We start from the raw sequence: 19,679 nt of genomic DNA on the forward strand, positions 1-19,679 counted from the left end.
GCCTGCCGCCAGCGTTCAATCTGAGCCATGATCAAACTCTTCAATTAAAGATTTGATGCTCAATGAATATCTGAATTGCTGCTATTTCTAGTGCACTTCACAAATCATTGAAAAACAATATTTTTTGTTTCTCAATCGACTGCGAGTGCCCACACAGTTTGCTTGATAAATTGTTAAAGAGCGTGACCGCTTTCGCTGGTCAGGGCTGCGTATTCTACGCAACTCTTGGTGTTCGTCAAGCGTTGATTTGAACTTTGTTTTGTTCGCTTTCAACGTTTGTGACCGTTGGCGTGTTGCCCCGTGTCAGTGGGTGCGCATTATAGGGAGCCGCGGATTTTGCGCAAGGGCTTTTTTGATAAAAACACGCCCTTTATCGCCAACCGCTCAACAACCCAGCAAAACCACATGTTAACCACAGAGTTATACACAAACTCCGCCTTTCCGACATCATTAGTGGACAATTTTTCACCAACAAGACCACTGTGAATGGCCCTTGATCACGTTTATATCAAGGAATAAACACTTCACCGAGGTCATGAAGCCCGATTGAAGCTATGCTGTGAGCGTGGTGTGCCATTTTTTACGTTTATTCATAAGAGACTCTATCATCAATGAAGCTACTCCAGCGTTATCCTCTTATTTGTCCCGTGTTGCTGGCCCTGCTTGGCGGCATACTGATCGCGTTTTTTACCGCATCCTCTTACGCACTTTGGTTTGGCTTTGGTGTGCTGGTTGGCGGTGTCGCCGTTCCGCTGCTCACCAAAGCCCCTGCTGACCGGGAAACGGCGACAGTGACGCTTTATGTTGGCAACTTGCCTTACCGTGCCAATGAGGCCGTGGTCCGGAATTTGTTTGAGCAGTTCGGCCAGGTGCTGTCAGTAAGACTGATGAAAGACAGAAACACCGGCAAACGCCGGGGTTTTGGTTTTGTAGAGATGCCGGAAAGTGAAGCTGGCAAGGCCAAAGAGGCCCTGAACGACAGCGAGTTCCAGCAGCGGACCTTAAAGGTCAGGGAAGCAAACGAACGTAAAGAAGAAGAAAACGATTCTTCTGACTGAGGGCTCAGCCTACGAACCGAGTAATGTCCTCAAATCCCTCCTGAGCAAAAGCACGGCCTTGGCTCCGTGCTTTTGCTGTTAGTTCTGTGCAATACACTTTACCGGCAGGCCCCTCTGCAACAGATGACTGCAACAACAGATCGGCAACCCGACGGGCAATCGCTTCGCCGGAGTCCATCAGTTCGACCCGAGGCAGACACTGGCTCAACTCACCAGCAAGCAATGGAAAATGAGTACATCCCAGCACCAGTACATCGGGGCCACCTTTATCTCGCCAGGGTGCAAGAATGCGGGAAAGACGGGTGATATCGACACGCTGGCCAGCCAGTTTATCTTCAGCCATTTTTACCAGTTCGGTCGTTCCCAGCATGGACACTTGCATATCAGCAGCAAAACGCTGTACCAGATCAGCCGTATAGCGGCGAGACACGGTACCCGGCGTAGCCAGCAGACCAATATGACTCAGCCCCTGCGAGCGGCAGTACTCTGCCGCCGGTTTGATGGCCGGCACCACTCCCACCACAGGAATATGCAGACGATCGCGCAGGGCTGGCAGCACATAAGTACTGGCGGTGTTGCAGGCAACCACCACAATATCAATGTTGTAATAAGGCACAAAAGAGGTCAGCAACTCGATCACCCGTTCCACCAGGCGAACCTCGCCCAGCTCTCCATAGGGAAAACAGGCATTATCGAACAGGTAGAAATACTGATGTCCCGGTAGTGCACGGTGTACCTCCCGATAAACGGAAAGGCCGCCCATACCGGAGTCAAAGATAAGAATGTTTGCCACTGACTGCCCTCGCTGTGCAAGGACGACATCATAACGCTAACGCTCTAAAAAGAAAAAAGCCGGCGCTGAGGCCGGCTTGGAACAGAACACCATGATCATCAGAAGCGGTAGTCGGCACCGACGTAGAACTCCATATCGGGCGCATCGTAGCCATCAACGACCTGATAATCCTTATCGAACAAATTATTGATCTTGCCGTTCAGGGTCAGGCTGGAGGTCAGCGGGTAGCTGGCCCCGATATTCCAGACAGTATAGGAAGGCATAACAACATTGCTGTAAGCACTGTCATTACGCTCCCCCACATAAAGCGCCTGAGCAAACAGGTTGGCATTTGCTACATCAATGTCACCAGTCCAGCTGAACTTGTTCTTGGCACGGCGTGCCAGCTGAAGACCATTATTGTTTTCATCTTTTGCATCCGTGTAATCATAACTGAAGACATGGTGCACAGGGCCGGTATCCACATTGGCAATCAGCTCAACACCCTTGATAAGTGCATCGGTGTTTTTCGTTGAGTTAACGTAGCCCCCCTGATACACAATCAGGTTATCAATCTTGTTGCGATACAGGTTTACCTGCCAGTCAACCAGTTCATAGTCACCGCTCAGGCCAAGCTCCCAGTTTTCAGATTCTTCGGGCTTCAGTTCAGTATTACCACCATACCCATACAAATTACTGAAAGTAGGTGCCTTGAAGGCGGTCCCATAGCTCAGCGTCACCTTGTGATGTGCAGGCAATGCCAGGGACAGGGCACTCTGCCAGGTACCATGAGTATCAAATTGCTCGTTGTCATCAACTCGCCCTGTCAGCTCCAGTGACAAGGGGGCCCACTGATGAAACACTGACGCATATACACCGGTATTATCCCGCTCCCGCGCATCGGCAGCGGTGCTTTTAGCCTTCAGTCTGTCCTGCTGCCAATCCATTCCGGTTAGCACATAACCGTGATCGGAATAATGGTACTGGAACAGACCGTCAATACGGGTTGTTGCCGTGTTGATAATACCGGCAGTATGACGGCCCTGCTCTTTGTTCCAGTCTTCGGCCTCATACTCGCCATAGCCGGCATTCAGCTGACCAGACAGCTGGTCACCTTTATATTGCAGGCCGGCGTCTACCTGATAGGCTTCGGTATGATTCTGATCAGAGCCAGCCGTTATCCATACCGGCTCGTAATAGTCATACTCAAGATTATTCTCCCAACCATTAAAGTTGGCGTTGGCGGTCCAGTACGGATTCAGCTGATGCTCAATACCCAGTGTCAGGGTTTTGCTGTCGAAGCCGTCCCTGTCAGTCTGACTATTGCCGGGGATCACATCAAATCCCCGGGTTTCCCGGTAGCCGCCAGCCAATTGCAGACGAGTAGCTTCGGTTACCCAGCGGTTAATGGAAACATCAGCCGCATAGTAATCATTGCTGCCGGCAGTTATCCCCACCTTGGCAGTATTAACCTGTGACGTGGTGATAATATTCACAACACCGCCAATCGCCTGAGAGCCATAAATGGCGGCCCGCGGGCCACGAATATATTCAATACGCTCTACGTTACTGACCGGAAGCTTGCTGAAGTCCACATTACTGGAAACCATCTGTGCCAATGGCCGGCCATTAAACAATACCAGTACATGATCAGAGTTGGTGCCACGCACAAAGAGACTGGAGCCCTGGCCAATTCCGCCATACTGGGAACCAAACTGCATACCGGGCAAGGTTTCCAGCAAATCTACCAGAGAACGAGGCTGACGCCGTTCAATATCTGCTTTGGTGATTACTTCCACCGGGGCCAAGGCACTGGTAAGCGGCTGCTCTACCCGGTTGTAAATGGTAATATTAGTGGGGTCTGTTGAATTCTGGGCAAAGGCGACCCATGGCAACAGTGCGGTTGCCAGCAGCTTTTTGGACATGTTCTTCCCTAGTTCGCGTAGTGAGGCCCACAGGCCTTGTGATTCTCTCTTTGGCAGGTATTCGGACTTAAAGGCTCGGACAAGTTGCCCTCCTACAGCGACGGCTTCCCACCTTACGGCAGTGCCCGGGTTACCCCATGTCGCTTTCGTTCCTTTTTACCGCTGCGCGCCAGCTCCGGATTTACACCGGATTCCCGTTTACGCCTGTCGGCACCAAAGCGCAGGCATTATAAAAAAAGGTTAACTGAGTGTATATGTATGAATGGTAAGGATTAGCCGACAGTGCAGACGCTTGTGAAATTTGAACCAGCTCCCACTCACAATTCATTTACATATATTTAACCACACTATATTTGATAGCCTTTCCTTTCGGTCACCTACTATTGAAATACAAACCTCAGGGAGAGAACATCATGGCCAGCGATTCCGACAATCATTCCAGCAATAAGTCCACCGAAGCTCAGAGGGGGTTACATGAACTCTACCGGGAAGACCCCATTAGCGCCGACCAACAGCTTTGGGGCCGTGAAACCGATCCGGGCAGCCGCCGCGGTTTCTTAAAACGCAGCGGGCTGCTGGCCATGGCAACCGCTCTGGGTGCCAGTATCCCCTTTGCCAAACACATGCCGGCAGGACTTATTCCCGCCGCATTTGCTCAGTCCGATGAGCCCTTTGCCTTACCGGGCAAGGAAGGCCTCACCGTGCTCAATGACAGGCCCATTAACGCAGAAACACCGCCTCATTTGCTGGATGATGAAATCACACCGGCCAAACACATGTTTGTTCGTAACAACGGCCTGTTACCCGACATAAAAGCACTCAACCCGGATAACTGGACGCTGGAAATTGCCGGTGAGTCCTGTGAAAAACCAACCACCTTTACCATTGCCGAGCTCAAGGAACGATTTGAACACCACAGCTATCAGCTGACGGTAGAGTGCGGCGGCAACGGCCGCAGCGAATACGTACCAGCAGCCAGCGGCAACCAGTGGACCACAGGAGCCGTCGCCAGCCCCAAATTTACCGGGGTACGGTTACGGGATGTGCTGGAAGCTTGTGGTATCAAGCAAGATGCCGTTTATATTGGCTATTATGGTGGTGATTTACACCCCAGTGGTGACCCGAGCAAAGCATCGATTTCCCGGGGAGTACCCATGTCCAAGGCACTGGAAGATGAAACCCTGATCGCCTGGGCCATGAATGACGAAGATATGCCCGTGCTTAACGGACACCCCCTACGACTGGTATGCGGCGGCTGGCCCGCTTCCACCTCGGGCAAGTGGCTGAAAAAAATCGTTATCCGTAATCAGGTACACGACGGCAACAAGATGGCTGCACCCTCCTACAGTGTGCCCAAATATCCGGTGGCCCCAGGCACTCAAGTACCGAACGAAGACATGGAAATCATCGAATCCATGCCGGTGAAGTCATTGATCACCTTTCCTGCAACCGGCATTACTCATACACAGGGTCAGCCTCTGGCGGTGCGGGGCCATGCCTGGGCCGGCGATCTGGAAGTTAACGAATTGCATCTGTCCATCGATTTTGGGGCTACCTGGCACAAGGCAGAACTGCGCAAGCCGGCCAATCGACTTGCCTGGCAACACTGGCACAGTGAACTGACCTTTCCTGAAAAAGGATATTACGAAGTCTGGGCCAAGGCCGTGGACAGCGAAGGTACAGCACAGCCTATGGTAGTACCGGGCTGGAACCCCAAAGGCTATCTCAACAATGCCTGTCATCGTATTGCGATACAAATCGTTTAGGAGGCTCCAGCATGATACGCACTGCCGCACTGGGATTAATGATAGGGCTGGCCAGCAGTCCGGGCCTGACCGCCGAACAGGATCCCCAAACCGGTTTTATTATCGCTCCCGGCTGGGAGACGGTACGCAATAACTGCATTGCCTGCCATTCATCCAAACTGGTGACGCAAAACAGCGGCAGCCGTGAACACTGGTTGTCACTGATTCGCTGGATGCAGGAAAAGCAGGGGCTGTGGCCCTTCGATGCCAAAACCGAAGAGACCATCCTGACCTACCTTAGCAGCGCCTACGGCCCGAAAGAAGGAGCACGCCGGCCACCACTACGGGCCGCTCAATTGCCAGAAAACCCCTATCGCCAGCCGCCAGCTCAGTAATTGACACTGATGTAAGGCTCTTCTTCCACATCTAACCTGGCCTTGATAACCACGGTCAGCACAAAAAAGAAGTTGGCCAGCACATTGGCAAAACGGGGCAGGGTTTCTTCGAAAGCTCTGCCCTCCTCCTCCAGCCGAACCAACATGCGGACTATCTTTTTACCGGTACAGCGGCACAGGTGCAGATATGTCACCGGCAGCGGGCCGCGCGGCAATACAAACCCCGTAACCCTGCCCTCTGTCTGTTGCCGGTAATGACTGTACCGACCTTTAAGCCACTCAATATCCCGCTCAAAAATTCCGTTTTTCCCCCGAACCGACCCATTGAGGTTATAAATGAGCGGTTGCAGCTGCTCAAGGTCAAGACGGATGTCATCACAACCCTCGGGCAAAGCCGCCAGCACCACACCGACATGGCAGCACAGTTCATCGGTAAGAATTTCATAATCACAAGTCAGACGGGTTTCATAGATAAAGGGATAACACCATTCCCGTAAATCCTCCGGCTTCGGTCTTCGCATGAGTTTGCTTCCTGAAAGAAATAGGCTGGTTGAAGTCTGGCAAACACGGCGCGGCCACCAGTACACCTGCGCCAACTGGACAAATCCGCCGCAACCCGTAGAATTTGCGCTCCGTTTTAAAGTGAGGCATGTCATGAGCACCCTAGACCACTACCAGGCTCAACTGGATGAAAAAGCCGCCCGGCTGGAGCAAATTTTTGCTCCCTTTAACCCGCCCCGTCTGGAAGTGTTTGCCTCCGAGCCCGAGCACTACCGTATGCGGGCCGAGTTCCGGGTGTGGCATGAAGGTGACGACCTCTACTACATCATGTTCAATCAGGCTACCCGGGAAAAATACCGCATTGAGCAGTTCCCCGCCGCCTCACGGCTGATTAATACCACAATGCCATTACTGCTGGAGGCTCTGCGCCCCAATCCGGTGCTGCGGCGCAAGCTGTTCCAGATAGACTTTCTGTCCTCTCTCAGCGGTGAGCTGGTCATCAGCCTGCTCTATCACCGTCAGCTGAATGAGGACTGGCAGGGCGCCGTGCAGGAGCTGCGCGTCTTTCTGCAAAGCCACGGTATTGAAGCACACATCATCGGCCGCGCCAAAAAGCAGAAACTGGTGCATGACCAGGATTATGTGGTGGAGAAACTGCAGGTAGCCGGCAAGGAGCTGGTGTATCAGCAGGTAGAAAACAGCTTCACTCAGCCCAATGGCCGAATGAATGAAAAGATGCTGGGCTGGGCACTGAACGTAACTCAGGACGCCAGCGGTGATTTGCTGGAGCTTTACTGCGGTAACGGTAACTTCTCACTGGCCATGGCGACAAACTTCCGCCGGGTTCTGGCCACTGAAATTTCCAGTTCGTCGGTGAAATCAGCCCAGTACAACATCGCCGCCAATGCCATAGATAACGTCACCATACTGCGCATGTCGGCAGAAGAGTTCACCCAGGCCATGCGCGGCGTGCGCGAGTTCCGCCGGCTCCAGGGCGTCGACCTGCAAAGCTATGAATGCAATACCATACTGGTGGACCCACCCCGGGCCGGACTGGATAAGGACACGGTACAACTGGTGCAGGAATACGAGAATATCGTGTACATCTCCTGTAACCCGGACACCCTCCGTCAGAACCTGGAGAGCCTCAGCCAGACTCATCAGATCAGCCGTTTTGCACTGTTTGACCAGTTCCCTTACACCCATCATATGGAAGCAGGTGTCTATCTGACGCGAAAATAGATAGGGGAAGTTGCCGGCATCCAGTAACGAAAAAGGGAAGCTCCGGCTTCCCTTTTTATCGTCGGCACTCGAGCTCAGGCCAAAAAAAGAGGAGCCGAAGCTCCTCTCTGACCTGCCCGGACGGCTTAGTCCAGCATGTAGTTGGCCGGCAGCTCAATACGGGCCACGCCGGATTCCACGGCGGCAACGGCCACGGCACGAGCCACTCGGGGCAACAGGCGCGGATCCATCGGCTTCGGAATAACGTAGTCTTTACCAAATTCCAGCGCCTCGTCACCGGAAGCAGTCAGCACTTCCTGCGGCACCGGCTCTTTGGCCAGAGCACGGATCGCCTCAACAGCAGCCACTTTCATCTCATCGTTAATCCGGCTCGCACGCACGTCCAGAGCACCACGGAAAATGAAGGGGAAGCACAGCACATTATTTACCTGGTTAGGATAGTCGGAACGACCGGTGCCCATCACCAGATCCTGACGGGTGGCATGAGCCAGTTCGGGCTTGATCTCCGGATCCGGGTTGGAACAGGCGAAAATAACAGGGTTCGGCGCCATCAGCTTGATCGCTTCAGCCGGCAACACATCCGGGCCAGACACACCGACAAATACATCGGCATCGGTGATAACGTCTTCCAGGGTACGCTTGTCGGTGTTATTGGCAAACAGCGCCTTGTACTCGTTAAGATCGTCACGACGGGTATGGATAACACCGTTACGATCCAGCATATAGATGTTTTCACGCTGAGCGCCACACTTAATCAGCAGCTCCATACAGGCAACGGCAGCAGCACCGGCACCCATACACACAATATGTGCATCGGCGATGTTCTTACCCTGAACTTCCAGCGAGTTAATCAGGCCGGCAGCCGTCACGATCGCAGTACCGTGCTGGTCATCGTGGAATACGGGCACGTTGCAGCGCTCGATCAGTTCACGCTCAATTTCAAAGCACTCGGGTGCTTTGATATCTTCCAGGTTGATACCACCAAAGGTGTCAGCAATGGACTCAACAGTCTGGATGAACTCTTCGGTAGTGCGGTGTTTCACTTCGATATCAACAGAGTCAAGACCGGCAAAGCGCTTAAACAACAGAGCCTTACCTTCCATAACGGGTTTGGAAGCCATGGGACCCAGGTTGCCCAGTCCCAGAATAGCGGTGCCGTTGGAAATAACCGCGACCAGGTTGCCTTTCGCTGTGTATTTGTAGGCATTTTCCGGATCGGCGGCGATTTCACGTACCGGCTCGGCTACACCCGGGCTGTAGGCCAGCGCCAGATCCTTGGCGGTTTCCGCCGGCTTGCTGATTTCAACGGAGATTTTGCCCGGCTTGGGGAAAGCATGATAGTCGAGCGCTTTTTGACGAAAGTCGGTCATTTTGCGAGTACCCTGATGCGGTTGTAGACATTTATTTGATTGCACTGTGAACAACTTTATCACAATGTTTATACAATGTGATATTAATCAACTTTTTTCACCTTGCCCAGTCCGATCCACTTATTTTTCACGGTAAAACTGCCAGGGATGATTCAGCCAAAGCAGCCAGCCTGAGTGACGCTGGTGAACCCTGCCGCGCACAAACAACCGATCGCCGGGCTCAAGCCGGCGCAGGATACTGAGCGCTGCAGCAGGCAGCTCTCGGCCGGCCCGGAGCTTCAGCCCGCTTTCACTCATCAGTGTGACACCATGGCGATAGGTATGGATGCCTTGCACTGTTACCAGCAGATACTGCCAACCGGGATTTACTGGCGCTGCCGGTATCGCACCGGACCAGATACCTTGTTGCTGCCCGCGGGCATGCTGCTCGGCCTGCAGCAGACACGACCAGTAATGGTGATTAGGCTCAAATAACATCAGTTCGCCCAATCCCTCTGCCAGCATGTTTTTTACCAGCAATTGCCCGTCATTTGTCAGTGGATAAGCCAAAAGGCGACCATAATCATCACGCCTTTTTGACGCAAAAACCAGTTTCATATGACTCCCTTCAGGTAATTTATTACGCAACCACTGCCGGGCTTTCCATGCACCGGGCTCAGGCGCAAAACGCCCGTTTTTGTATAATTCCGGCGTATCTATACCTATAAAGCGAATACGTCTACCACCAGCCAAATGGACAGTATCTCCGTCTATTACTTTTTTAACACGTGCAGTTTCATACTTGGTGAAAAGTGGGCAGGCGGAGAGGGCCTCAAACGAGAATAAAAGAAGCAAAAAAAGGCACAGCGAAGTCAGCATGGCGGCATACCGGGGTCGGTCAGGCCTGAGTAACCATGGTAGAAAAGGAACGGCAACGCAAATTACAGACAATAAAAAAGCGCCCGCAGGCGCTTTTTTAAACCGGTAAGACAGCTTATTTTTTGCTGCCCAGTACGCCGAAACGCTTGTTGAAGCGATCAACGCGGCCGCCGGTGTCAAGAATCTTCTGCTTGCCGGTAAAGAAGGGGTGGCAAGAAGAGCAAACGTCCAGGTTCAGATCATGGCCCAGAGTAGAGCGGGTTTTGATCTCGTTACCGCAAGAACATTTGGCAACAATTTCTTTGTATTCCGGATGGATACCTTGTTTCATGGACAACCTCTGTCAGTAGGCCGTGTCGCTATCTGATCCTGAGCCAGACACCACACGAGTGATACACGTTTTGTGAAGGGTGCGAATAATATAGGATCGCCTTTTTTCAGGCAAGGAAAATGCGGATGAAAAAATCAGCAATAACGCCACCGGCAGCCCAAGCCTTGCTACGGATAGTGCTGCCCGTACCGCTGCGCCGGGAGTTCGATTATCTTTGTCCGCTGCCATTGCCTGCCCCGGGCTGCCGGGTAAAGGTGCCTTTTGGCAACCGGACTCTGGTAGGGCTCGTGTTGTCCCATCCGCAACAAGCCGACATTGATATGTCCCGCATCAAACCGGTAACCGCTGTCATCGACAATACACCGGTGCTCTCCGAAGCCGAACTGCAGTTACTGGCCTGGGCGGCGCAATATTATCTGCACCCTCCGGGAGAAGTATACCTGCAAGCCCTGCCCACCCTGTTACGCAAGGGCGAGGATGCCGGCTACAAGCCGGTAGAGATCTGGCATTTACTGGAAGGCGACAGCAGCACACTCAGCCGGGCAATCAAACAACGCCAGGCCTATGAACTGCTGCAACAAGGCCCCATGACCCCGGGTGAGCTGGCAGCCCGGGGGGTCACTTCTGCCACGCTGAATGCGCTGGCCAAAAAACAACTGGCGGAAAAGCGGGAGTGCCTGCCTGATCGCATCGACTGGCACAGCCATATCCACATTAATGAGGATGGAAAACCACGCCTGACCACGGAGCAGGCACTGGCCGTCAGCCTGCTGCAACAGGCCGGCGGTTTCAGCCCCTTTTTGCTGGAAGGCATTACCGGCTCGGGCAAGACAGAAGTCTATTTGCAGGCCATGGAGCCGGTATTAAAAGCGGGTAAACAGGTGCTGGTGATGGTGCCGGAAATTGGCCTTACTCCCCAGACCATCGCCCGCTTTCAGCATCGCTTTCCCCTGCCGGTGTGCACCCTGCACTCGGCCATGAACGAACGGGAGCGGCTGGATGCCTGGCTGGCCTGCAAGGATGGCAGCGCCGCCATTGTTATCGGCACCCGTTCTGCCCTGCTGACTCCCTTTGCCGGGCTGGGGTTAATTATTATCGATGAAGAACACGACAGCTCTTTCAAGCAGCAGGACGGCTTTCGCTATCATGCCCGGGATCTGGCGCTGCTGCGCGCCCGCATGCTCAACATTCCCATTGTGCTGGGCTCGGCCACCCCCAGCTTTGAGAGTCTGCACAACGCCGCTTCCGGCAAGTATCAGTTACTTACCCTGAGTCAGCGCCCGGGCAGCGCGACGGTTGCCGAACATCTGCTGCTCGACAGCCGCCATGTGCAACTGGAAGCCGGGCTCTCCCCCCAGTTGCAGCAGCTGATGGCGGAAGAACTGGAAAAGGGCAATCAGGTAATGCTGTTTCTCAATCGCAGGGGCTATGCCCCCGTTCTGCTGTGCCACGACTGTGGCTGGCTGGCAGACTGTGAACGCTGTGATGCTCATTATACCTGGCACAAGAGCGGTAACCGGTTGCACTGCCATCATTGCGATCATCAGCGTGCCAAGCCCCCCCACTGCCCGCAATGCGGCAGTCTGCAACTGGTGGGCACCGGCCTTGGCACCGAGCAGGTAGAGCAGGCGCTGGCCATGCTGTTTCCTCAATACAGCACCATTCGTATCGACCGGGATAACACCCGGCGCAAAGGCAGCTTTGAGCAGCACCTGGAAGGAATTCGTGCCGGCAAATATCAGATTTTGATCGGCACCCAGATGCTGGCCAAGGGACACCATTTCCCCGATGTAACCCTGGTCGCCATGCTGGATGTGGACGGCGCCCTGTTCGCCGGAGATTTTCGTGCCGCTGAACGTCTGGCCCAGCTGTATATTCAGGTAGCCGGACGAGCCGGCCGGGCCAGCAAACCGGGGCGGGTTGTATTGCAGACCCATCATCCGGATCATGCCCTGCTGCAGGATCTCGCCAATCAGGGCTATCGCCATTTTGCGCAAACCGCACTGGAAGAACGACATCAGGCCGGATTGCCGCCCTACAGTTATCAGGCGCTGTTTCGCTGTCAGGCGACTCAGGGAGAAGCCTGCCGGGAATTCCTGGTACCGCTTGCCCAGCAACTGATCCCGGCTCTGCCAGCCACCGTACTGTGCCTGGGGCCATTCAGTGCCCGCATGGAACGCAAGGCCGGACAATATCGCTATCAGATGCTGCTGCAGGCAAGTAACCGGCGGGATCTGGCCAGTGCCTGCCGGCGGGCACTGGCTATTACCGACACCCTTGCTGCGGCCCGCAAAGTACGCTGGTCACTGGATATGGATCCGCAGGAATTGTGGTAAGGCTGCCAGTGTCTGCAGACAGTAAAGAGAGGAGGATCAATGCCGTTGGCCGGGCCGGGGATCCGGCGAGATCATCGACAACAGAAAGGTCAGCGCCCGGCGGCAACTGGGTTCATTCATCAGCAACTGGGTATAATCATTCTTGATCGGCAGTACTTCCAGCCAGCGCTGAGTTACCCAGGCCGCATCCTGCCAGCGGGGCTCGGGATGCAAGTCAGCCAGTTCGGGATATTCATCAAACACTTCCTGTAGTTTGTCGGACAAGATCTGCTCCACCGGAGACAGACGACACGAACGCCAGTTATCGAGCAATTCCACATCAGCCCGCAGCAGGCCATCCTCTTCTTCGACCAACTCCCGTATACGAAACCGTTCGGTGGCTTCCACGGTAATGCCCAGCATGCCGTCTTCCAGCGTATAAAAGTCCACAATTTTTACCCTGGCACCCAGCATGTACAGGTCACCTTGGCCATTGTCGTCAGGATCTTCCAGCATACCGATACCAAAGCCGCGGTCATCCTTGCCGGCTTCGGCGATCATACGCACATATCTCGGCTCAAAAATGCGCAGGGGCACCCTGCCTTCCGGCAGTAAATGCAGGGTCAGAGGTAGCAATGCCAGTCTCATGGACAACTCCTTGGTTACTCGCTTCAGCATGAGCAGTGAATACAGCTTTTGCCAATCGGTGGCCCCCAAAGCGCATAAAACCCATGCCGGAGGTGCTATGAAACATGACCCGTCAGACCTTATACGGCTTTCAGATAACCGCTACGGCCGCTGCAAGGTAGTTTTTGACGCTGGTTATGAGTAGAATTTGGGCCCCTCAGGTTTTCTTCGACCTTGTCTCAAACTTTGGTGAACAGATAATGAAAGAACATATTCAAGCGCTGCTTGAGCAGACGGTCTCTACTCTCAAGCAACAAGGCAAACTGCCTGCCGAGCTGGAGCCCCGTATCCAGGTAGACCGCACCAAAGACAAGGCTCACGGCGATCTGGCCACCAACCTGGCGCTGCTGCTGGCCAAACCCGCCGGCCAGAACCCCCGCGCCCTGGCCCAGCTGCTGGTGGACAATCTGCCCGCCTCCGAGCTGGTGGCCAAAACCGAGCTGGCCGGCCCCGGCTTTATCAACTTCTTTCTCGACAGCGCCTGGCTGGCCCGCCAGGTAGACACCATGGTGGCCGACGAGCGCGCCAATGTGCCGGCAGCCGAGCAACCACAAACCGTGGTGGTGGACTACTCCGCCCCCAACGTGGCCAAGGAAATGCACGTAGGCCACCTGCGCTCCACCATCATCGGCGACGCTGTGGTGCGAACTCTGGAATTCCTCGGACACAAGGTGATTCGCGCCAACCATATCGGCGACTGGGGTACCCAGTTCGGCATGCTGATCGCCTACCTGGAAAAGCTGGAGCAGGAAAACCCGGATGTGCTGTCTTCCGGCCTGTCTGATCTGGAGCAGTTCTATCGCGAGTCCAAGCAGCAGTACGACGCCGATCCGGACTTTGCCGAGCGCGCCCGCAACTACGTGGTCAAGCTGCAGGGCGGCGATGCCTACTGCCTGAATATGTGGCAAAAGCTGGTTGACGTCACCCTGCAACACAACCAGCAAGTATACGACCGCCTGGGTGTGTCGCTGACCCCGGACAATGTCATGGGTGAAAGCATGTACAACCCCATGCTGGCAGACATCGTCGCCGATCTGCAGCAACAAGGGCTGGCAGTAGAAGACGAAGGCGCCCTGGTGGTGTACCTCGACGAATACAAAAACAAGGACGGTGACCCCATGGGTGTCATCGTGCGTAAAAAAGACGGTGGTTTTCTCTACACCACCACCGACATTGCCTGCGCCAAGTACCGTTACCAGCAGCTGGGAGCCGACCGGGTGCTGTATTTCATCGACTCCCGCCAGCACCAGCACCTGATGCAGGCCTGGACCATAGTACGAAAGGCCGGTTATGTGCCCGACAGCATGAGCCTGGAACACCATGCCTTTGGCATGATGCTGGGCAAGGACGGCCGGCCGTTCAAGACCCGCTCCGGCGGCACCATCAAGCTGGTGGATCTGCTCGACGAAGCGGAAGAGCGTGCCGCCGCCCTGCTGGAGCAGAAACAGACCGATCTCAGTGCCGAGGAAAAGGCTCAGGTAGTGAACCGGGTGGCCATGGCCGCGGTGAAATACGCCGATCTGTCCAAGAGCCGCACCACCGATTACATCTTTGACTGGGACAATATGCTGTCGTTCGAGGGTAATACCGCCCCCTACCTGCAGTATGCCTACACCCGGGTGCAGTCCATCTTCCGCAAGGCCGGCGTCAGTGCCGACGCTCTGGCAGGCAAGGTGGTCATCGAAGCTCCGGCGGAAGAAGCCCTGGCCCAGAAGCTGGTGCAGTTCAATGACACCGTCAAGTCGGTGGCCGACAAGGGTATGCCACACCTGCTGTGCCTTTATCTGTATGAGCTGTCCGGCGCCTTTATGAGCTTCTACGAAGCCTGCCCCATCAACAAGGATGGCGTGTCCGCCGAAGCCCGAGCCAGCCGTCTGCGGCTGTGCGCCGCTACCGCCAAGGTGCTGCAACAGGGCTTGTCTCTGCTGGGCATCGATACTCTGGAGCGTATGTAAGCCATGCCCAGGGATTATGTTCGCCGCAGCCCGCCCCAGAAAAAGGGGGGTAATAAACCGCGTACCGGCAGCCGCAGCCGTGCGCCCGAGCGGCGTACTCCCTGGCTGGCCATCATCTTTGCTGTGCTGCTGCTGGGTGGCCTTGGCTATATCATTTTCCTGATCAAGGGTTCTGCCGGTCAGCCACCGGCGGCAACCCCACCGCCAGCAGCTCAACAGCCCCCTCCCGCCCCGGCCAAAAAGGTTAATCCCATCGATCAGAAGCCGGTGGAGAAGTGGCGCTATATCGAACAGCTGGAAAACAAGGAAATTGTTGTCAGCACGCCCAAGCCTGCTGAAGAGCGCAAAAAGCCCGATGCCAAGCCCAAAATTTATTATATGCAGTGTGGCTCGTTCCGTTCTTCGGCCCAGGCCGAACAACTGAAAGCCCGCATTGCCTTTCAGGGGCTGACCTCGGAAGTAAAACGCAGTGAAGGCAGCAACGGCGTCTGGTACCGGGTCGTCATGGGTCCGTACGACAGCAAGCGCAAGGCAGATCAGGCCAAACACAAAATGAACAGCATCAATACCAGCTGCATTGTGTTACAGGGCTGACGCAAACGCGCAGTACCACACAGGGAGCGATGCATTCGCTCCCTTTTCATTTCTCTCCCACAGCGCTTGCCGGATACCGTTCAGAACGTCAGTCATCAAGCTCAAGCCGCAGCCAACTGTCTATCAAGACTGAGGGTACAGGGTTGAAGTTTTCCTCACCCGCCCCCATCTTCGTGAACATGACATTCTCGCCGGCCCGGCCGGCAACACCGTCAAGTGAGGTTCACAGTGACAACAATCGTTTCAGTTCGCCGTAACGGCAAGGTAGTTATCGGTGGCGATGGCCAGGTTTCCCTGGGCAATACCGTAATGAAAGGCAACGCCCGCAAGGTACACCGGCTGCACAACGGTAAGGTACTGGCCGGTTTTGCCGGTGGCACCGCCGATGCCTTTACTCTGCTGGAACGCTTTGAAGCCAAACTGCAGGCGCATCAGGGCAACCTGGAGCGCGCCGCCGTAGCATTGGCTAAAGACTGGCGGACCGATCGCGCACTGCGCCGTCTGGAAGCCCTGCTGGCGGTAGCCGACGCTAAACACTCCTTTATCATTACCGGTAACGGCGACGTGGTGCAGCCTGAACAGGACCTGATCGCCATCGGCTCCGGGGGCCCCTTTGCCCAGTCCGCCGCCCGTGCTCTGCTGGAAAATACCGATATGGATGCCCGTGATATTGTGGAAAAAGCCCTGACCATTGCCGGTGATGTATGCGTCTATACCAACGGCAACCAGACCATTGAAGAACTCAGCTACGACCAGTAACACGAGCCACCGCAACAGGATTGAGATTATGTCTGAAATGACCCCGAGAGAAATCGTTCACGAGCTCGACCGTTTTATTGTCGGCCAGAATGAAGCCAAACGCGCCGTTGCCATTGCCCTGCGCAACCGATGGCGTCGCATGCAGCTCGAACCCGAGCTGCGCCAGGAAGTCACCCCTAAAAATATTCTGATGATTGGCCCGACCGGTGTGGGTAAAACCGAGATAGCCCGTCGCCTGGCCAAGCTGGCCAATGCGCCTTTCATCAAGGTAGAAGCGACCAAGTTCACTGAAGTGGGCTATGTTGGCAAGGAAGTCGACTCCATTATTCGTGATCTCACCGATGTTGCCATGAAAATGGTGCGCGAGCAGCAGGTGGACAAACACCGCCATCGCGCCGAAGAAGCTGCCGAAGAGCGGGTTCTCGACGCCCTGCTGCCCAACCCCCGCAATACCTGGGGTGAAGAAGAAAAAGCCGATAACAGTGGCAGCCGCCAGCTGTTCCGCAAAAAACTGCGGGAAGGTCAGCTCGACGACAAAGAAATTGAAATCAACGTAGCTGCGCCGCAAATGGGTGTGGAAATTATGGCTCCTCCGGGCATGGAAGAGATGACCAACCAGTTGCAGGGCATGTTCCAGAACCTGGCCGGTAATACCAGCAAGCAACGCAAGATGAAGATCAAAGAAGCCTTCAAACTGCTGGTAGAAGAAGAAGCGGCCAAACTGGTCAACCCGGAAGAGCTGAAAGAGCAGGCCATTCATGCGGTGGAAAACCACGGCATCGTGTTTATCGACGAATTCGACAAAATCTGTAAGCGCGGCGAAAGCTCCGGTCCCGATGTGTCCCGTGAAGGCGTTCAGCGGGATCTGCTGCCGCTGATTGAAGGCAGCACCGTCAACACCAAACACGGTATGGTGCGCACCGATCATATGCTGTTTATCGCTTCCGGTGCATTTCAGGTGGCCCGTCCGTCGGATCTGATCCCTGAGCTGCAAGGACGCCTGCCTATCCGGGTGGAACTGAGCTCGCTGACCTCTGAAGACTTTGAACGCATTCTTACCGAGCCCAACGCATCGCTGACCGAGCAGTACAAGGCGCTGCTGGCTACCGAAAACGTGAACGTCGAGTTTACCGATGACGGCATCCGCCGCCTGGCCGAGGCCGCCTGGCGGGTGAATGAGACCACCGAAAATATCGGTGCCCGTCGCCTGCATACCGTGATGGAGCGCTTGCTGGACGAACTATCCTTTGAAGCATCCGACAAATCCGGAGACACCATCACCGTGAATGCAGATTACGTGGACCGTTATCTGAAGAATCTGGTGGAAGACGAAGATCTGAGCCGCTTTATTCTCTGATCCTGCTGTTTACGGGAGCGGTCACATCATTGTGATTGAAAACCGCTCCCGCCTCTTTATACTGGAGCTATCTTGTCTTCAGGCGTGGCTGATTCAATGGAATACAATACTTCTGAACTGTGCGATACCTACATTGACATGGTCGACGTGGTCGAGCCCATGTTTTCCACTTTTGGCGGACGCAGCTCTTTTGGCGGCGTGGTTGCAACCGTCAAATGCTTTGAATCCAACGGCCTGATCCTTGAGGCAGTAAAACAAAATGGCGTGGGCCGGGTACTGCTGATCGACGGCGGCGGCTCATTGCGTCGCGCCCTGATAGATGCCGATATTGCCGAAACGGCAGCGGAGAACGGCTGGGAAGGCATTGTCTGCTACGGCTGTGTGCGGGAAGTGGACGCACTGGAAGACACCGATATCGGCATTCAGGCACTGGCTTCCATTCCGGTAAGTGCCGACGACAGTGATATTGGCGAGCTGGATGTGCCGGTCAATTTTGGCGGTGTCACCTTCCTGCCGGAAGATCATCTCTATGCCGACACCACGGGGATTATTCTCTCTCCCGAGGCTCTGGACATCGAGTAACCTCCTTTCAGCAATAAAAACGCCGGCAAATGCCGGCGTTTTTATTAGGTCATAGCGAATTAATTAAACGCTTTCTTCTACCTGGTCAATTTTGCCCAGCAGCGCTTGCAGGCGTTCCTGCCAGGCTTGCTGTTGCTGACGAAGTTGCTGGTTCTCGTTACCCAGCTTACCGTTTTGTTCTTTCAGCTCGTCAACTTCCATCTGCAGCAAAGAGATGGTGTCTACCGCAGCCTGGATTTTGGCTTCCAGCTTTTCCAGTACATCAAAAGACATGTTCTAACCCCTGTAAATCACATTAACCGGCCATTCGCTGCCGGCCGGCTCCACACCATCGAGCATACCTTGGCCCCGGGGCGACAACAAGATGCCGAATGAGGCGGAAGCCCGATTGCCGAGAAATTATGCCGGGCAGGTCATATTTGTACGTCAGATATTCTGACTCATATCCAGAGAAGGCTTGTCAGAGCCAGGCCGTCCGACTACCCGGGCCGGCACGCCAGCGACGGTAGTATGTGCCGGCACCGGATCCAGTACCACACTGCCGGCACCAATTTTGGCACCCTTGCCCACTTCTATGTTGCCCAGAATCTTGGCTCCGGCACCTATCATCACTCCTTCGCGAATTTTCGGATGACGATCGCCACCTTCCTTGCCGGTTCCCCCCAGGGTCACACTCTGTAAAATGGAGACATCGTCTTCAATCACCGCTGTTTCCCCAACCACAATACCGGTGGCGTGATCAAACATAATGCCTTTGCCAATGCAGGCGGCCGGATGCACATCCACGCCAAACACCACTGAAATCTGATTCTGTAAATACGTAGCCAGCGCGCGGCGGCCGTGATGCCACAACCAGTGGGCAATGCGGTACCCCTGCAGGGCATGAAATCCTTTCAGATACAGCAACGGCGTGGAAAACAAATCCACAGCAGGATCCCGCTCCTGAACGGCGCAAATATCCGTAGCCACCTTGTCCAGAATGGCAGGCTCCTGATCCAGTGCCCCCTCAATGATTTCCCGCAAACAGATGGCCGGCATAACGTTGCTGTCCAGTTTGTTGGCCAGAATAAAACTCAGAGCACATTTAAGGGTGTCATGGTTGAGAATGGTGGAGTGAAAAAAGCTGCCAAGCATGGGCTCTTCCGCAATCATACGCTGAGCTTCTTCACGAATACGCAACCAGGTTCTGGATTGAATGCCGTCTTCCATGGGTAAAACCTTGTTTTTAAAATG

The 19,679-nt window shown here is 54.7% G+C and carries 19 protein-coding genes and 1 riboswitch; of the genes, 10 read left to right on the top strand and 9 right to left on the bottom strand.

Annotation, left to right across the window (positions count from 1 at the left end; translation table 11 throughout):
- Positions 1–611: 611 nt before the first annotated feature.
- Positions 612–1,058, top strand: coding sequence for an RNA recognition motif domain-containing protein (locus B6S09_RS11270; protein WP_094278593.1), 447 nt, complete (start codon positions 612–614; stop codon positions 1,056–1,058).
- Positions 1,059–1,062: 4 nt separating this feature from the next.
- Here the strand turns inward: B6S09_RS11270 and murI are convergent, their stop codons facing one another.
- Both murI and B6S09_RS11280 read right to left on the bottom strand, forming a co-directional pair.
- Positions 1,063–1,851: a glutamate racemase gene (gene murI / locus B6S09_RS11275; RefSeq protein WP_094278594.1), complete on the bottom strand. Its 789-nt coding sequence runs from the start codon at positions 1,849–1,851 to the stop codon at positions 1,063–1,065.
- A 98-nt stretch (positions 1,852–1,949) separates the two neighbouring features.
- Positions 1,950–3,755 carry a TonB-dependent receptor domain-containing protein gene (locus tag B6S09_RS11280; protein ID WP_094278595.1) on the bottom strand — a complete coding sequence of 602 codons (1,806 nt, stop codon included), beginning with the start codon at positions 3,753–3,755 and terminating at the stop codon, positions 1,950–1,952.
- 35 nt (positions 3,756–3,790) lie between these two features.
- Positions 3,791–3,988: riboswitch (cobalamin riboswitch) on the bottom strand.
- A gap of 180 nt (positions 3,989–4,168) precedes the next feature.
- Between B6S09_RS11280 and B6S09_RS11285 the strand changes: the two genes are divergently transcribed.
- Both B6S09_RS11285 and B6S09_RS11290 read left to right on the top strand, forming a co-directional pair.
- Positions 4,169–5,521: a sulfite oxidase gene (locus B6S09_RS11285; protein WP_094278596.1), complete on the top strand. Its 1,353-nt coding sequence runs from the start codon at positions 4,169–4,171 to the stop codon at positions 5,519–5,521.
- 11 nt (positions 5,522–5,532) lie between these two features.
- Positions 5,533–5,895, top strand: coding sequence for a hypothetical protein (locus B6S09_RS11290; RefSeq protein WP_094278597.1), 363 nt, complete (start codon positions 5,533–5,535; stop codon positions 5,893–5,895).
- Here B6S09_RS11290 and B6S09_RS11295 read toward each other — a convergent pair.
- Positions 5,889–6,416 (bottom strand): cobalamin adenosyltransferase family protein, encoded by a 528-nt coding sequence (locus B6S09_RS11295; protein WP_094278598.1) that lies wholly within the window; start codon positions 6,414–6,416, stop codon positions 5,889–5,891. The two genes, B6S09_RS11290 and B6S09_RS11295, sit on opposite strands and share 7 nt — an antisense overlap.
- 133 nt (positions 6,417–6,549) lie before the next feature.
- On the opposite strand from B6S09_RS11295, the gene trmA reads away from it, so the two are divergent.
- Positions 6,550–7,638 (top strand): tRNA (uridine(54)-C5)-methyltransferase TrmA, encoded by a 1,089-nt coding sequence (trmA, locus tag B6S09_RS11300; protein WP_094278599.1) that lies wholly within the window; start codon positions 6,550–6,552, stop codon positions 7,636–7,638.
- A 125-nt stretch (positions 7,639–7,763) separates the two neighbouring features.
- Here the strand turns inward: trmA and B6S09_RS11305 are convergent, their stop codons facing one another.
- The 3 genes from B6S09_RS11305 to rpmE form a co-directional block, all read right to left on the bottom strand.
- Positions 7,764–9,008 carry a malic enzyme-like NAD(P)-binding protein gene (locus B6S09_RS11305; RefSeq protein ID WP_094278600.1) on the bottom strand — a complete coding sequence of 415 codons (1,245 nt, stop codon included), beginning with the start codon at positions 9,006–9,008 and terminating at the stop codon, positions 7,764–7,766.
- Positions 9,009–9,128: 120 nt separating this feature from the next.
- Positions 9,129–9,866 (bottom strand): thermonuclease family protein, encoded by a 738-nt coding sequence (locus B6S09_RS11310; protein ID WP_094278601.1) that lies wholly within the window; start codon positions 9,864–9,866, stop codon positions 9,129–9,131.
- Positions 9,867–9,981: 115 nt separating this feature from the next.
- Entirely contained in the window at positions 9,982–10,197 is a 216-nt protein-coding gene (gene rpmE / locus B6S09_RS11315) for a 50S ribosomal protein L31 (RefSeq protein ID WP_019934806.1), read from the bottom strand.
- 125 nt (positions 10,198–10,322) lie between these two features.
- On the opposite strand from rpmE, the gene priA reads away from it, so the two are divergent.
- Positions 10,323–12,533, top strand: coding sequence for a primosomal protein N' (gene priA / locus B6S09_RS11320; RefSeq protein WP_094278602.1), 2,211 nt, complete (start codon positions 10,323–10,325; stop codon positions 12,531–12,533).
- Positions 12,534–12,569: 36 nt separating this feature from the next.
- Here the strand turns inward: priA and B6S09_RS11325 are convergent, their stop codons facing one another.
- A complete protein-coding gene (locus B6S09_RS11325; RefSeq protein WP_094278603.1) occupies positions 12,570–13,160 on the bottom strand; it encodes an LON peptidase substrate-binding domain-containing protein in 591 nt (196 codons plus the stop codon).
- 239 nt (positions 13,161–13,399) lie between these two features.
- On the opposite strand from B6S09_RS11325, the gene argS reads away from it, so the two are divergent.
- The 5 genes from argS (at position 13,400) to rraA (ending at position 18,446) form a co-directional block, all read left to right on the top strand.
- On the top strand, positions 13,400–15,154 hold the full coding sequence (argS, locus tag B6S09_RS11335; RefSeq protein ID WP_094278605.1) for an arginine--tRNA ligase: 1,755 nt from the start codon (positions 13,400–13,402) through the stop codon (positions 15,152–15,154).
- A 3-nt stretch (positions 15,155–15,157) separates the two neighbouring features.
- Positions 15,158–15,748 (top strand): SPOR domain-containing protein, encoded by a 591-nt coding sequence (locus B6S09_RS11340; protein WP_094278606.1) that lies wholly within the window; start codon positions 15,158–15,160, stop codon positions 15,746–15,748.
- Positions 15,749–15,976: 228 nt separating this feature from the next.
- Entirely contained in the window at positions 15,977–16,507 is a 531-nt protein-coding gene (hslV, locus tag B6S09_RS11345) for an ATP-dependent protease subunit HslV (protein ID WP_094278607.1), read from the top strand.
- 28 nt (positions 16,508–16,535) lie between these two features.
- Positions 16,536–17,864 carry an ATP-dependent protease ATPase subunit HslU gene (gene hslU, locus B6S09_RS11350; RefSeq protein ID WP_094278608.1) on the top strand — a complete coding sequence of 443 codons (1,329 nt, stop codon included), beginning with the start codon at positions 16,536–16,538 and terminating at the stop codon, positions 17,862–17,864.
- Positions 17,865–17,960: 96 nt separating this feature from the next.
- Positions 17,961–18,446 (top strand): ribonuclease E activity regulator RraA, encoded by a 486-nt coding sequence (gene rraA / locus B6S09_RS11355; RefSeq protein ID WP_094278609.1) that lies wholly within the window; start codon positions 17,961–17,963, stop codon positions 18,444–18,446.
- Between the two features lie 63 nt (positions 18,447–18,509).
- Here the strand turns inward: rraA and B6S09_RS11360 are convergent, their stop codons facing one another.
- Both B6S09_RS11360 and cysE read right to left on the bottom strand, forming a co-directional pair.
- A complete protein-coding gene (locus tag B6S09_RS11360) occupies positions 18,510–18,719 on the bottom strand; it encodes a cell division protein ZapB (protein WP_094278610.1) in 210 nt (69 codons plus the stop codon).
- 153 nt (positions 18,720–18,872) lie between these two features.
- Complete coding sequence (gene cysE, locus B6S09_RS11365) at positions 18,873–19,655, bottom strand: serine O-acetyltransferase (protein WP_094278611.1); 783 nt, start codon at positions 19,653–19,655, stop codon at positions 18,873–18,875.
- Positions 19,656–19,679 lie beyond the last annotated feature (24 nt).

Source organism: Oceanimonas baumannii (genome assembly GCF_002245495.1).
Taxonomy (GTDB): domain Bacteria; phylum Pseudomonadota; class Gammaproteobacteria; order Enterobacterales; family Aeromonadaceae; genus Oceanimonas; species Oceanimonas baumannii.

Coding starts and splice junctions, on each gene's coding strand:
- B6S09_RS11295 (WP_094278598.1), bottom strand. CDS start 6,416: ATGCGAAGACCGAAGCCGGAGGATTTACGGGAATGGTGTTATCCCTTT.
- cysE (WP_094278611.1), bottom strand. CDS start 19,655: ATGGAAGACGGCATTCAATCCAGAACCTGGTTGCGTATTCGTGAAGAA.
- rpmE (WP_019934806.1), bottom strand. CDS start 10,197: ATGAAACAAGGTATCCATCCGGAATACAAAGAAATTGTTGCCAAATGT.
- B6S09_RS11270 (WP_094278593.1), top strand. CDS start 612: ATGAAGCTACTCCAGCGTTATCCTCTTATTTGTCCCGTGTTGCTGGCC.
- priA (WP_094278602.1), top strand. CDS start 10,323: ATGAAAAAATCAGCAATAACGCCACCGGCAGCCCAAGCCTTGCTACGG.
- argS (WP_094278605.1), top strand. CDS start 13,400: ATGAAAGAACATATTCAAGCGCTGCTTGAGCAGACGGTCTCTACTCTC.
- rraA (WP_094278609.1), top strand. CDS start 17,961: ATGGAATACAATACTTCTGAACTGTGCGATACCTACATTGACATGGTC.
- hslU (WP_094278608.1), top strand. CDS start 16,536: ATGTCTGAAATGACCCCGAGAGAAATCGTTCACGAGCTCGACCGTTTT.
- B6S09_RS11340 (WP_094278606.1), top strand. CDS start 15,158: ATGCCCAGGGATTATGTTCGCCGCAGCCCGCCCCAGAAAAAGGGGGGT.
- B6S09_RS11325 (WP_094278603.1), bottom strand. CDS start 13,160: ATGAGACTGGCATTGCTACCTCTGACCCTGCATTTACTGCCGGAAGGC.
- B6S09_RS11285 (WP_094278596.1), top strand. CDS start 4,169: ATGGCCAGCGATTCCGACAATCATTCCAGCAATAAGTCCACCGAAGCT.
- B6S09_RS11290 (WP_094278597.1), top strand. CDS start 5,533: ATGATACGCACTGCCGCACTGGGATTAATGATAGGGCTGGCCAGCAGT.
- B6S09_RS11280 (WP_094278595.1), bottom strand. CDS start 3,755: ATGTCCAAAAAGCTGCTGGCAACCGCACTGTTGCCATGGGTCGCCTTT.
- B6S09_RS11310 (WP_094278601.1), bottom strand. CDS start 9,866: ATGCTGACTTCGCTGTGCCTTTTTTTGCTTCTTTTATTCTCGTTTGAG.
- B6S09_RS11360 (WP_094278610.1), bottom strand. CDS start 18,719: ATGTCTTTTGATGTACTGGAAAAGCTGGAAGCCAAAATCCAGGCTGCG.
- B6S09_RS11305 (WP_094278600.1), bottom strand. CDS start 9,008: ATGACCGACTTTCGTCAAAAAGCGCTCGACTATCATGCTTTCCCCAAG.
- trmA (WP_094278599.1), top strand. CDS start 6,550: ATGAGCACCCTAGACCACTACCAGGCTCAACTGGATGAAAAAGCCGCC.